The organism is Gaoshiqia hydrogeniformans (genome assembly GCF_049347105.1).
Lineage (GTDB): Bacteria > Bacteroidota > Bacteroidia > Bacteroidales > Prolixibacteraceae > Gaoshiqia > Gaoshiqia hydrogeniformans.
Genome location: NZ_CP186334.1, coordinates 324975 through 337975, shown reverse-complemented (window position 1 = coordinate 337975; position 13001 = coordinate 324975). Strand labels below are relative to the sequence as shown.

Below are 13001 nucleotides of genomic sequence, written 5' to 3'. Positions count from 1 at the left end.
TCAAAACTTAAAAACTTATGGATAGATGATGCATTGTGTATTGTTGATAAATCTTTCGGGCATAAAATTGAGGGAATTTGCAAATCGACTATTTTTGCGCATCTATGGAACAATTGACAATGATGAAGCAGATCGCGGAGACGGTGAATGTTTTTTTCGAAGATTATACCCGGAAACAGCTTGCAGGAAAGGATGTTCGTGTGGCAGATAGTTTACAGCTTAAAAAAGACCATTCGTTGAGGGTGGCCCGGTTATCGCTGCAACTGGCGCAAAAACTGAAATTGGATGAAAACGGCTGCGAACTGGCCCGCATCATCGGTTTACTTCACGATTTGGGACGATTCCAGCAATTTGAAATATACAAAACCTTTGACGATACAAAATCAGAGGACCATGCCGCTTTAAGCGTTTCGGTTTTAAAAGAACAGGATTTTTTTACCGGCTGGCCGGAACCGGTGCAACAACTCGTGACGCAGGTTATTGAACTGCACAACAAAGCGGTTGCAACTTCTTCGGATGATCAGGTTTCTCAATTCAGTAAAATCCTGCGTGATGCCGATAAACTCGACATCTGGGAAATTTGCGTGTCTCAGATGAAACGCGACGGATCTTTCTTGTTGCCGTCAATAAGTTATGGGTTGCCCAATACGCCGGGAGTGAGTGAATTGGTGATTAAAGCTTTGCGGGCCGGTAAACCGGTGCTAAAAAAAGACCTGCATTCGGTAAACGATTTTAAACTATTTCTGTTGGCAATGGTTTATGATTTAAATTTCAAAGACAGTTTCCAACTGTTGAACGAAAAACAGCTCACGCAAAAGATTTACGACACACTTCCGAAACGGGACGATGTAATAGAAGTGTACCGTCAGATCAGGTTATTTGTTGAAAATAAGTTTGTTGCCTGATCGGCTGGAAGGGAATCGTTTCGTGGAAACTTTTGAAGATGCTGAGCAGGCAAGTGACCGGGTAATAAAAAGATACAGCAAAATGAGTGACCGTTTGGTTTGTATATGTAATATGGTTTCGGAAAAGGAAATCATCAACGAATTGAAAAAGGGGGCTAAAGATACATCAGACATTCAATATGCAACCCGGGCGGGAACCAGTTGCGGCAAATGCCTGATGACGATTGATCGTATCGTGGAAGACTTTTTTGCAACACAGGCTCATGAGCTGCAGGGCCGCCTGGATTTGTAAAGCATGAAGCGGACCTGTCATCAAACCCGCTTCCTGCATGTTATCTTGTTAAAACATTTTTCTGAGTTTTAGTTCTTTCGTTTGCCGGCCCATTCAATGGCTCCGGCAAGGTGCGCTTTTACATTCGGGTCGTCAAAAGCTTCGGCAGTGTGTCCAAAACCGGTGTAGAACGACCGGGCGCCTTCGTATTCCTGCCACCAGATAATCGGGTGATCGCCCATTTTCCAGTCGTCATTATTCGCTTTTTTAATCGACGACTCATCCAGCCGGGCTAAAACATTGACTTTTGCACGGGGATTGGCTTTAAAGGAATACCATTCATCAAAAGTCGTCCAGCTGTCTTTTCCCTTGAACACCTCCATGGACGGGTGATTACAGTCTTCAAAAATCACGGTGCCTTCCTGTGCCGGCGGGTGCATCAGAAAGTAAGCCCCGTTTAATCCCCCATACCAGGCCCAGTCGTATTCACAATCGGCCGAAGCATGAATTCCGACGAACCCTTTTCCGGTCTTCATGAAGTCGGCAAAAGCCTTTTCCTGCTCCTGGTTAAAAACATCTCCGGTGGGATTCAGAAAGACAACAACATCAAAATTCACTAAAAAACCGGGCGTAATTAACTGACTATTCTCGGTGGATGTTAGATCCCAGGCATTCTCCTGAGCCAGTTCACTGAGTATTTTAATCCCGTTTGCAATGGAATTATGACGAAATCCGGCGGTTTTTGAGAATACCAACACGTTCAGTTTAGAAGGGCTTGCTTCGCTTTTCTCCTGCGAGAAGGCAGGAATAGTAAGCAGTGCAATCAAAAGCGATGATAAAATTTTTTTCATTGGATCAGGAATTAGTTTGTGCAAGTATACAAAAAAAGCTCCTCTTTTTTCGGAAGAGAAGCTTTTCGTTTATCGTGTTAAACAGAAATTACATCAGGAAGCTCAACAGGATACCGGCGGCAACAGCCGACCCGATAACCCCGGCTACATTTGGCCCCATGGCGTGCATCAACAGGTAGTTTGTTTTATCGTACTGAAGCCCTACCGTCTGCGAAATACGGGCGCTGTCGGGAACAGCCGATACGCCCGAGTTGCCGATCAGCGGATTGATTTTGTTTCCTTCTTTCAAAAATAAATTGATGAACTTAACAAACAATACACCTACAGTAGTAGCAATCACAAACGAAAGTGCACCCAGAAAGAAAATACCCACTGACTTCACCGTCAGGAAGGTAGTTGCCTGGGTTGAAGCTCCAACGGTTAAACCGAGCAGGATGGTGACGATATCGATCAGCGGACCTTTTGCCGTGTCGGCTAACCGTTTTGTAACGCCGCTTTCTTTCAGTAAGTTACCGAAGAATAGCATGCCCAGCAAGGGCAAACCGCTCGGCACAATAAAGGTAGTGAGTAACATCCCGCTGATGGCAAAAATGATCTTTTCGGTTTTCGAAACGGCGCGCGGCGGTTTCATCCGGATGACACGTTCTTTCCGGTTCGTCAGTAATCTCATGATGGGTGGCTGGATGACAGGCACCAGGGCCATGTACGAGTAGGCTGAAACCGCAATAGCGCCCATCAGGTCGGGAGCCAGTTTCGATGAGATGAAGATAGCGGTCGGACCGTCAGCGCCACCAATAATCCCAATGGCGCCCGCTTCGGTGGGGCTGAATCCAAGCGCCAAGGCAATACAGTAAGCGCCGAAAATACCAAACTGGGCCGCGGCGCCGATCAAAATCAGTTTCGGGTTTGAAATCAGCGACGAGAAGTCGGTCATTGCGCCGATCCCCAGGAAGATCAGAGGCGGATAAACCCCTTGCGAAACCCCAAAATACAGGTAGTTTAAAACACTTCCTGTTTCGTAAACACCAATTTTAAAGCCAGGTGAAAAGGCGATGTTCCCAACCAGAATACCAAAGCCAATAGGAATCAGCAACATGGGCTCAAACTCTTTTGCAATGGCCAGGTAGATGAATACCAGGCCAATGGCAATCATCACCAGGTGGCCTACGGTCATGTTGGCAAAAGCGGTAAACTGGAAGAATTGAGAAACGTGTTCGAGGATGAATTCTATAAATGTACCCATATCTTATTCTCCTATTACCATCAGCACGTCGCCCTCCATCACCGAAGCGCCGTTGCTAACCTTGATTGAAATCACTTTACCTGCTTTATCTGCCTCAATGTTATTTTCCATTTTCATGGCTTCGAGCATCAACAATTTTTGTCCTCGTTCTACAAGGTCTCCTTCTTTGACAAAGATTTCGAGGATCACACCCGGCAGCGGTGATTTTATATTTCCGGCTCCTTTTGGTGCGGAAGGACTGCTTGTTTTTGCTTCGGCAGGATGAGTGTCTGTTGAAGGAATCGCCTTTGGACGAACCAGTTTTGGCGTTTTCGAGGCTTTGATTTCTTTGTCAACTTCAACTTTATACAACGAACCGTTTATTTCGATTTCTGCAATATTGTCTTCAATATTGATGATCTCGGTTTCGTATTGATTACCGTTTATGGTGAATTTAAACTTTTTCATGTTTGATATTTGTTAGCGGGGAGTTTTTCTTAACGTATAAATTTTTGAGCTCCAGGGCGAATACGATCTGGAAACCTTCTTAATCGTCAGTACGGTATTCTCAAAGTCGTGCATTTCGGTCTGATACAGGTACAGGGTCATGGCAATCGCGGCATTCACTTCACCGGATAGTTGTTCAACCGGCGCAACTACGGTAATTGCTTCACCTTCTTTGGGTCTTGCTTTTTTCGCCCGTGTAAACAGACGGCCAATCATCTTATAGAAAATGTACAGGATGGCCAGCGACGAAAACACAACAAACATGGCGACCAGGGTCAAACCCATACCTGCAGGGTCAATCTGAACGAATTTTTCACCGGATGAAGCTTTCTTGCTGTGATCGTTGTCCGAGCCGGGAGTGGTTTTCTCTTTAAACTCCCACTCGTTAGAGTCGGGACTTACGCGGGCATACGAAATATCGGGCCGGTGGCCTTCGCCTAATTCCAGTTTATCAATGATTGTTCTGCCGTTTGCATCAACAAGGGCGATGGTTTTTCCTTCCTCCAACGTGAAATTCAGGTGAAAAATACCCCGGCTGGGATGATCGTCGGCAAAAAACAGGATAAATCCTCTCGGGGACAAAGCGGTTAGCGGCGTGCCTGTAGGAATCCAGTATTTGGTCGGATTATTCAGATCGTCGGTCAGATAACAACCGGCGATGTTGACGTTGCTGAATGATGAATTGACTATTTCGATCCAACCACTGCGAAGGCCAAATTCGTCAACATAGTTTGAATCGTTGTACACCAGAATTTCATTAAACCGGAGGTCGGAGGCGCTTTGCGCTTTCAGCGTTTGGCCTGCAAAAACCACCAGGTAGATGACGATCCCGGTAAATAACTGTTTGAATCTGTTTTGCATGGTTGTTCTTTATAATGGAATATTGGTGTGTTTTTTCGGAGGCATGACATCTTTTTTTGTTGCCAGCGACTGGAGTGCACGGATAATCCGGAAACGGGTGTTGCGCGGTTCGATGACATCATCGATGTAACCATACCTGGCCGCGTTGTAGGGATTCGCGAATTTATCTTTGTACTCTTCTTCCTGTTTTGCGACAAACTCAGCGCGTTCCTGATCGTCTTCAATTTCCTTGATTTTTTTGCTTTGCAGCACTTCGATGGCTCCTTTTGGTCCCATAACGGCAATTTCGCCGGTTGGCCACGAGTAGTTCACATCGCCGCGCAGGTGTTTCGAGCTCATCACGCAATAGGCGCCGCCATACGATTTACGCAGGATTACCGTGACTTTTGGAACCGTAGCTTCGCCGTAAGCAAACAATAGTTTGGCGCCATGTGAAATTATACCGCCATATTCCTGAGCCGTTCCGGGTAAAAATCCGGGAACATCAACCAGGGTAACAATCGGAATGTTGAAAGCATCGCAGAAGCGCACAAAGCGAGCGGCTTTACGCGACGCATTGATGTCGAGTACGCCGGCCAGGTAGTTTGGCTGGTTGGCGACAATCCCGGTTGAAATACCGTTGAACCGGGCAAAACCAACCACAATATTTTGCGCGTAGTTCCGGTGTACTTCGAGGAATTCGTTGTAGTCGACGATGGAATGGATGACATCTTTTACATCGTACGGCTTATTTGGATTATCGGGTATGACTTCATTCAGGAAGTCATCCAGCCGGTCGATCGGATCATCGCAAGGCGCCAAAGGAGCATCTTCCAGGTTGTTTTGAGGCAGATAGCTCAGCAGTTTACGGATCAGGGCAAGCCCTTCCTGTTCGTCTTCAGCAATAAAGTGAGTAACGCCCGATTTGGACCCGTGAACGGAGGCTCCGCCCAGTTGTTCGTCGGTGACCACTTCGCCGGTAACTGTTTTAACCACTTTAGGCCCGGTTACAAACATGTAACTGGTTCCTTTGCTCATGATGATGTAGTCGGTGAGCGCCGGAGAATATACTGCACCGCCTGCACAGGGACCGAAAATAGCGGAGATTTGGGGGATTACACCCGATGCCATGATGTTACGTTCGAAAATTTCGGCGTAACCGGCCAGGGCGGTAACACCTTCCTGGATCCGTGCGCCTCCCGAGTCGTTAATGCCGACCAGCGGAGCGCCGACTTTCAGCGCCATATCCATTACTTTACAAATTTTTTGGGCGAAAGTTTCAGACAATGAGCCTCCAAAAACGGTGAAGTCCTGTGAAAAAACATAAACCAAACGGCCATCGATGGTTCCTTGTCCGGTCACAACGCCGTCGCCTAAAAATTTGGTTTTTTCGATGCCGAAGTTGTCGCAACGGTGTGTGACGAACATATCAAATTCTTCGAAACTGCCCTCGTCGAGCAGCAAGTCGATCCGTTCGCGCGCCGTTAACTTTCCTTTTTGGTGCTGGGCTTCGATTCTTTTCTCTCCGCCTCCCAGTTTGGCCTCACTGCGGAGGTCAATGAGTTGTTTGATTTTATCCTGATTATTCATTGTTGATTTTTGTAAATAAAAATTGGTAGTCAAATTTGTTACTCGGAGCAAAATTCAGTCAATACACCTAAGGTTGATTTTGGGTGAAGGAAACCGATATTTAAACCTTCGGCGCCTTTACGCGAGCTTTTGTCGATCAGAACAACTCCTTTTTCCTGGGCTTCGGTCAATGCTTTGCCGACATTGTCAACCGCGAATGCCAGGTGGTGGATTCCTTGTCCTTTCTTTTCAATGAATTTACCAATCGGTCCTTCCGGGTCGGTTGATTCAAGCAGCTCGATTTTTGTGTCGCCTACCTTAAAAAAGGCTGTTTTTACTTTCTGGTCGGTTACTTCTTCGATGGCATAACATTTCAGGCCCAATACATTTTCGTAATAGGGGATGGCCTCTTCAAGGCTGTTTACTGCAATGCCGATGTGTTCAATATGCGATATTTCCATTTCTATAAAGTATTATAAGGTTGTAAAATTGTATTTAATGGTGCGTATTGTTGTATGGTTTTCCGCGTGTATCCTTTTTAAACGAATGGCTCAAAAGTTCGAAAATCAAGCTGTCATTTTTTATTGACCGGCTCCGGGTAAATTTGTTTTACGGCCGGGTAATAGCAGAGTTCCGGGTTTGAGTCTAAAAAGATATTTTTGAAAAAAAGGCAGGACTCCCGCCTGCCTTCTTGATTTAGTTCGTTTTTCCTTTAAAATAGAAGTGAGGCCCAAACCGTTCAAAAGCAGCTTTATCCAATGTTTCCCGATGTTCGGGATGGGCGATTGAGATCAGTAGTTTTGCCCTCTCCTGCAAGGTTTTTCCATACAGGTTTACCGCTCCGTATTCGGTAACAACCCAGTGCATATTGGCGCGGGTGCTTACGACACCTGATCCGGGCAGCAGGGTGGGGCTGATTTTTGAAATCCCTTTTTCGGTGACCGAGGGGATGGCAATAATAGGTTTACCGCCTTTTGAATATCCGGCGCCGCGGATAAAGTCAATTTGCCCGCCAACGCCCGAATAGTGTTTAATGCCGATGGAGTCGGCGCAAACCTGACCGGTTAAATCGATCGCCAATGCCGAGTTGATGGCTGTAACTTTGTCCAACTGACGGATGACGCTGACACTGTTGGTATAACCAACATCCATCATCGCCACCATGGGGTTATCGTCGATAAAGTCGTACAGGGCTTTGGTTCCCATCAGGAAAGAGGCGACCATTTTGCCTTTATCGAGGTTTTTGTGTTTACCGGTAACAACTCCTTTGTCAACCAGTGGCAGGATGCCGTCGGCAAACATTTCGGTGTGGACGCCAAGGTCTTTGTGGTTTCCTAACTGGGCGAGCACAGCATTGGGGATACCACCGATACCCATTTGCAAACACGCGCCGTCTTCTACCAGTTCGGCCACATTCCGGCCGATGGCGGTTTCAGTTTCAGTTAGCGGGGCCATATCGTGAGCATAAAGCTCAATGTTGTCTTCAACAAAAATATCGATTTCGTTGATGTGGATCATGGCATCGCCCCAGGCGCGCGGTACGTTGGGATTTACCGCCGCAATAACCACATCGGCCGTTTGTACGGCGGCCAGGGTGGCATCAACCGAAGTGCCCAGCGATACAAAACCATGTTTGTCGGGTGTTGAACACATGATCATGGCTACGTTTACCTTGGTGTAGCCTTCGCGAATCAGTTTTTGTGTTTCACTCAGAAAAACCGGAATATAATCGGCATAACCGGCTTGGGTCTGCTTACGCAGGTTACCGCCTACGAAAAATTGCTCGGATACAAAAATCCCTTCAAATTCAGGATTGGCATATTCCACGTTTCCTTCCACGTGGATGTGCTGGATTTTTACATCGAAGAGTTCTCCGTTCCTTCCACGCTCAACCATTGGCTTTATCAGCGTATGCGGCGTAACAGCCACACTGCTGAGATGAACACGATCGCCGGATTTTATAACTTGTACAGCTTCCTGAGCTGTAACGTATTTGATTTGTTTCATAATTGTGAATTAGAATAGATTGCGCTCTGAAAATTTGCCGCAAATATAAAAATTTAAAAAGCAACGGTCGAGTAAAGTGGCTTATTTAAAAGTAGTCTAAGCAAAATGACAGTTATTTGAATTTAATGTTAAGAAAAAGGATTAAGGAAGAAATGATTGCTGAAATGAGATTGGATCAAAGGTGTTTAAATGAAATTTAGTTCAGTAAGAGCGAAAAAGAAAACGGGTTGGGAATGTTGAGAAACTCATAAAAAAGAAACGGGCCGGTGAGAAACCGGCCTGTCAATTAAATTTGAATATCGGGCGAAAAACCAGCCGTCAGTTTTCCGCGGTTGGCTGAATCAGATATACAGAATGGTTTTTATCAGATTTTCGGCTCCTTCGGCAATTTGAGAGATACTGGCGTTGAGCATGTAACAGGGAGTGCTGAGTACTTTGTATTTCCGGTCGACAATCACTTCGCCGTGCGTGGTATGCGTGTGTTTCCCTCCCATGGCTTCAATGGCGCCGGCTGTTTCCGGATCGTTTCCGATGGTGACTTCAATATCTCCCAGAATTCTTGTAATAACTGCCGGTGCAATGCACAGGGCCCCGATCGGCTTTCCCGCAGCAACCGTATTTTTTACAGCTGCTTCAACATCCGGATCCACGGTGCAGCCGGGGCCGTCGAATGCAAAGCTGCTGAGGTTTTTTGCTGCGCCAAAACCGCCCGGAAAGATCAGGGCGTCAAATGCGGAGGCCTTGTAATTTTTCAGGTTTTCAATTTTTCCGCGGGCAATCCTGGCCGATTCAACCAGGACGTTCCGGCTTTCATTCATCACTTCGCCGGTCAGGTGGTTGATGACATGGGTTTGGGCGATATCGGGTGCAAAGATGACATATTCGGCGCCTGCACGCGAAATGGCCAACAGGATAAGGGTGGCTTCATGAATTTCAGCTCCGTCGTAAACACCGCAACCGGATAAAACAACTGCGATTCTCTTTTTTGCTGACATGGTTTTCCATTTTGGTTTCTCTAAAATTACGGATTTTCTGAGAACCTGAAAATAATATTACCAGTCTGTTTTCTTTACGCAGTTGCCGTTCAATGTTCGTTTTCTATCCAATGTCATCCAGATTATAGGGTGTTTCCTGGTAAACGTAGTAGTTCAACCAGTTTGTAAACAGTAAGTTCGCCGCGGAACGCCATTTTAGCAAGGGTCTATTTTGAGGATTATCGTCCGGGTAATAATTTACCGGGATGTTGATGGGTAAATTTTTCGACAAGTCGCGTTGGTATTCGTTGTTCAGGGTTTCGCGTGCATATTCGGCATGTCCGGTGATAAAGATCTGGCGTCCGTTACGGGCCATGACCATGTTAACGCCCGATTCTGCAGAGCGGGAAATGATTTCGAGTTCGGGCACCTTTTCAATGTCTTCGGCCCTGATTTCGGTGTGCCGGGAATGAGGAACATAATATTCGTCATCGAATCCTCTGAAAATAGGCAATTTATTATCGGAAATCCGGTGTTTGAAAACGCCGAACATTTTTTTGTCCAGGGGGTATTTGGGAATACCGTAAAAATGGAATAAGGCCGCCTGTGATGCCCAGCAAATAAAAAACGAGGAGGTGACGTGGTGAAGCGACCAGTCGAGAATGGTTTTCATCTCGTTCCAGTAGGTGACCTCTTCGAAAGGCAAATGTTCGACGGGAGCGCCGGTAATGATCATGCCATCGTATTTCCTGTTTTTGATTTCATCAAAGTTTTTATAAAACATCTTCATGTGTTCGGCCGAAGTGTTTTTATGCCGGTGTTCTTTGATTTTTAAAAAATCGATTTCGACCTGAAGCGGCGAATTTGACAAAACCCGCAGCAGATCGGTCTCTGTTGTAATTTTTAAGGGCATCAGGTTTAGAATGACCAGTTTTAACGGGCGAATATCCTGATGTAACGCGCGGGTTTCATCAATAACAAAAATGTTTTCCTTAAGAAGCAGCTCGATGGCTGGTAACTTATCCGGAATATTCAGTGGCATAATTTTATCGTTTAAATATTAAATTGGCTTGCCTGCAACCGAATAAAGTTACAGGCAAGCTCTTTCTGTACTGTTAATTAACCAATTTTATCCAGGGCTTGTTCAAAATCGGCAATGATGTCATCAATATGTTCGAGCCCCACGGATACGCGCAATTGCGACGGGTAAACCCCGGCCGCCAGCTGGGCATCGGCCGATAGCTGCTGGTGCGTGGTTGCCGCAGGCTGGATGATCAGCGTTTTGGCATCGCCCACATTGGCCAGGTGGCTGGCCAGCTGCAGGTTGTTAACAACCTGTTTGGCTTCTTCTGTTCCTCCTTTAACTGTGAAATTTAACATGCTCCCCGGTCCTTTCGGGAAATACTTTTTCGCCAGTTCGTAGGATGGGTTGTTTTTCAGTCCCGGGTAATTCACGCTTTCCACTTTCGGGTGTATTTCGAGCCATTCGGCTAATTGTTGGGCATTTTGAACGTGCCTGTCCATGCGCAAAGATAGTGTTTCCAGTCCTTGCAGCAACAGGAAAGAGTTGAACGGGCTGATAGCCGGGCCAAAATCGCGCAGCCCTTCCACCCGGGCTTTAATGATAAAGGCGATGTTTCCAAACGGACCGTCGAAGTTAAAGATATCCCAGAATTTCAATCCGTGATAACCGTCAGAGGGTTCGGTAAACCCGGGGAATTTGCCGTTGCCCCAGTTGTAGTTACCGGCATCGACAATCACCCCGCCGATGCTGGTCCCGTGTCCGCCGATCCATTTGGTGGCCGATTCAACCACAATGTTGGCGCCATGTTCGATGGGGCGGAACAGGTAGCCTCCGCCGGCAAAGGTATTGTCAACAACCAAGGGGATGTCGTATTTCCGGGCCAGGTCGGCAATCGCGTCAAAATCAGGAATGACATAGCCGGGATTACCGATGGTTTCGATGAAGATCAGTTTTGTTTTGTCATCAATCAGTTTTTCAAATGATTCCGGGTTCAGGTCTTCGGTCAAGCGGGCTTCAATTCCCTGTTTTTTGAATGAAACGGTGAACTGGTTATAAGTTCCGCCGTAAAGGAAAGGTGAACTGACAAAATTATCGCCCAATTCCAGCAGCGTGTTGAAAATCAGGAACTGCGCGGCGTGGCCCGAAGCTACAGCCAGCGCTGCCACCCCGCCTTCGAGGGCCGCCATGCGCTGCTCAAACACGTCTGAGGTGGGGTTCATGATGCGGGTATAAATATTCCCGAATTCTTTTAACCCAAATAAATTGGCTGCATGGTCCGCATCTTTAAACACATACGAACTGGTTTGATAGATGGGGACCGCCCGCGAGCCGGTCGTCGGATCGGCTTGTTGACCTGCATGTAGCTGCAGCGTCTCGAATTTCAGATTTTTAGTCGTCATTGTATTCTCTTTTAGGGATTAATTATGAAAAAATATCTTATGGATTTCCTGGATGGCTTTTATTTTATCATGCTTATCGACCACCAGGTAGCTCACCAGGTCGGAGGCGCCCGAGCCGCTGATCAGCACATTGATCCTGTTTTTTGCAACAGCCGAAAAAAGAGCCGCCGAAATGCCATGATTTTCCTGCATACCGTGCCCTACAATGGCAATCAGGCTTACCTGTTCAGCAATTTCGACCCGGCTGACCGATGGCAGGTCCAGTTCGCGCGACAACTGACGGGCCCGTTCAATCGAAGCTTTGTCAACCATGATGTTGATGCAGGTTTGGGCGGTAATTACCGACCTGATATTGATGTGTTGGTTGTTAAAAGCGGTGGTGACCTTCGCCAGGATGCCCGGTTTAAATCCGACCCCGGGTCCGTTCAGTTTCAGAATGGCAATGTCGTCGGTGTAGGCCACGCTTTTCACCACCTGGGGGGTTACCGTATTTTTTGAGTTGATGATTGTCCGGAGGACTTTTTCCCCGCCTGCCAGTTCATAAACATAAATGGGAATGTGTTTCTCCATCAGCGGCTCAACAATGCGGGGGTGAATGCCCGAATAATTGAAATAGGCCAATTCAGAGGCTTCGGCGTAGGTCAGGCTGTCGATATAAGCCGGGTTTTCAACGAACTGGTCGTCGGCTGTTTTGAAGGGGGTGCTGATTTGCCACAACTCCAGACGCTTCAGGTTGAGGATAGACGCGACGGATGCCGCGGTGTAATCGGCTGCCCGGCGCCCGATGCGGGCCACACGTCCCTGTTGGGTCAGGCCGTATGAACCGGGAATAATATTGACTTTGCCGAACCGGAAAGCCGATACCTGCGGGCGCGATTGTTCAATCAGCACCGTTGCATTTCCATATTCTTCGCTTACCAGCAGGCCGAGCGTTTCAGGAAATACCAGGCCGGCTTCAATGTCGTTTTGCTGTAAGATGCCAAGCAGCAGGGCTGCGGTAATTTTCTCGGCAAACGACAATACCTGGTCCTGCAAGGCCAGCGAAAAATCGCCGGTGTAGTGAATGCCCTTCAGCAGTATGTCCAGCTTTTCGAGTAAAGGCGTCAGGGATGGCAGGGCCGAAAGCCCGAACTGATTTTTGACCTTTTCGGTTTCGTTGTGCACAAGGGCCAGAATCAGGTCGGGATCGCCGGCCGCGGCGCCCAATGTTTGAAGTCCTTTCGTTAAGGCGGATTGGATTTCATTTGTCGCTGATATCGTTAAAATATGTGTAGTTTTTGCCTGTTTCAACAACTGAACCAGGCTTAAAATGACTTGCGGATCATTTAAATTGTTTCCGCCAAACCTTACAATGCAATCTGGCATAAATTTAAAATTTATGGAATAATGGAACTAAAAGAAATTGATTCGGAGATTTTTTTGTACGCCTTC

Annotated in this window: 13 protein-coding genes; 2 read left to right on the top strand and 11 right to left on the bottom strand. The window is 46.9% G+C overall.

Annotated features, from left to right (window positions below; all coding sequences use genetic code 11):
* Positions 1-119 precede the first annotated feature (119 nt).
* Positions 120-905, top strand: coding sequence for an HD domain-containing protein (locus ACOIT5_RS01445; RefSeq protein ID WP_423128690.1), 786 nt, complete (start codon positions 120-122; stop codon positions 903-905).
* Positions 906-987: 82 nt separating this feature from the next.
* A complete protein-coding gene (locus tag ACOIT5_RS01440; RefSeq protein ID WP_423128689.1) occupies positions 988-1197 on the top strand; it encodes a (2Fe-2S)-binding protein in 210 nt (69 codons plus the stop codon).
* A 68-nt stretch (positions 1198-1265) separates the two neighbouring features.
* On the opposite strand, the gene ACOIT5_RS01435 is transcribed toward ACOIT5_RS01440, so the two are convergent.
* The 11 genes from ACOIT5_RS01435 to ACOIT5_RS01385 form a co-directional block, all read right to left on the bottom strand.
* On the bottom strand, positions 1266-2027 hold the full coding sequence (locus tag ACOIT5_RS01435; protein ID WP_423128688.1) for a ThuA domain-containing protein: 762 nt from the start codon (positions 2025-2027) through the stop codon (positions 1266-1268).
* Positions 2028-2115: 88 nt separating this feature from the next.
* Entirely contained in the window at positions 2116-3270 is a 1155-nt protein-coding gene (locus ACOIT5_RS01430) for a sodium ion-translocating decarboxylase subunit beta (RefSeq protein ID WP_423128687.1), read from the bottom strand.
* A 3-nt stretch (positions 3271-3273) separates the two neighbouring features.
* Positions 3274-3717: an acetyl-CoA carboxylase biotin carboxyl carrier protein gene (locus tag ACOIT5_RS01425; protein WP_423128686.1), complete on the bottom strand. Its 444-nt coding sequence runs from the start codon at positions 3715-3717 to the stop codon at positions 3274-3276.
* Positions 3718-3729: 12 nt separating this feature from the next.
* Complete coding sequence (locus tag ACOIT5_RS01420) at positions 3730-4617, bottom strand: OadG family transporter subunit (RefSeq protein ID WP_423128685.1); 888 nt, start codon at positions 4615-4617, stop codon at positions 3730-3732.
* 9 nt (positions 4618-4626) lie between these two features.
* Positions 4627-6186: an acyl-CoA carboxylase subunit beta gene (locus tag ACOIT5_RS01415; RefSeq protein ID WP_423128684.1), complete on the bottom strand. Its 1560-nt coding sequence runs from the start codon at positions 6184-6186 to the stop codon at positions 4627-4629.
* Positions 6187-6224: 38 nt separating this feature from the next.
* Positions 6225-6626, bottom strand: coding sequence for a methylmalonyl-CoA epimerase (mce, locus tag ACOIT5_RS01410; RefSeq protein ID WP_423128683.1), 402 nt, complete (start codon positions 6624-6626; stop codon positions 6225-6227).
* Positions 6627-6861: 235 nt separating this feature from the next.
* Entirely contained in the window at positions 6862-8172 is a 1311-nt protein-coding gene (locus ACOIT5_RS01405) for an acetyl-CoA hydrolase/transferase family protein (protein WP_423128682.1), read from the bottom strand.
* Positions 8173-8513: 341 nt separating this feature from the next.
* Positions 8514-9167, bottom strand: a complete 654-nt coding sequence (elbB, locus tag ACOIT5_RS01400) for an isoprenoid biosynthesis glyoxalase ElbB (protein ID WP_423128681.1) — start codon at positions 9165-9167, stop codon at positions 8514-8516.
* 103 nt (positions 9168-9270) lie between these two features.
* A complete protein-coding gene (gene metA, locus ACOIT5_RS01395; protein ID WP_423128680.1) occupies positions 9271-10188 on the bottom strand; it encodes a homoserine O-acetyltransferase MetA in 918 nt (305 codons plus the stop codon).
* 77 nt (positions 10189-10265) lie between these two features.
* Positions 10266-11570 (bottom strand): O-acetylhomoserine aminocarboxypropyltransferase/cysteine synthase family protein, encoded by a 1305-nt coding sequence (locus ACOIT5_RS01390; protein ID WP_423128679.1) that lies wholly within the window; start codon positions 11568-11570, stop codon positions 10266-10268.
* Positions 11571-11588: 18 nt separating this feature from the next.
* Positions 11589-12935 (bottom strand): ACT domain-containing protein, encoded by a 1347-nt coding sequence (locus ACOIT5_RS01385; RefSeq protein ID WP_423128678.1) that lies wholly within the window; start codon positions 12933-12935, stop codon positions 11589-11591.
* Between the last annotated feature and the right edge of the window lie 66 nt (positions 12936-13001).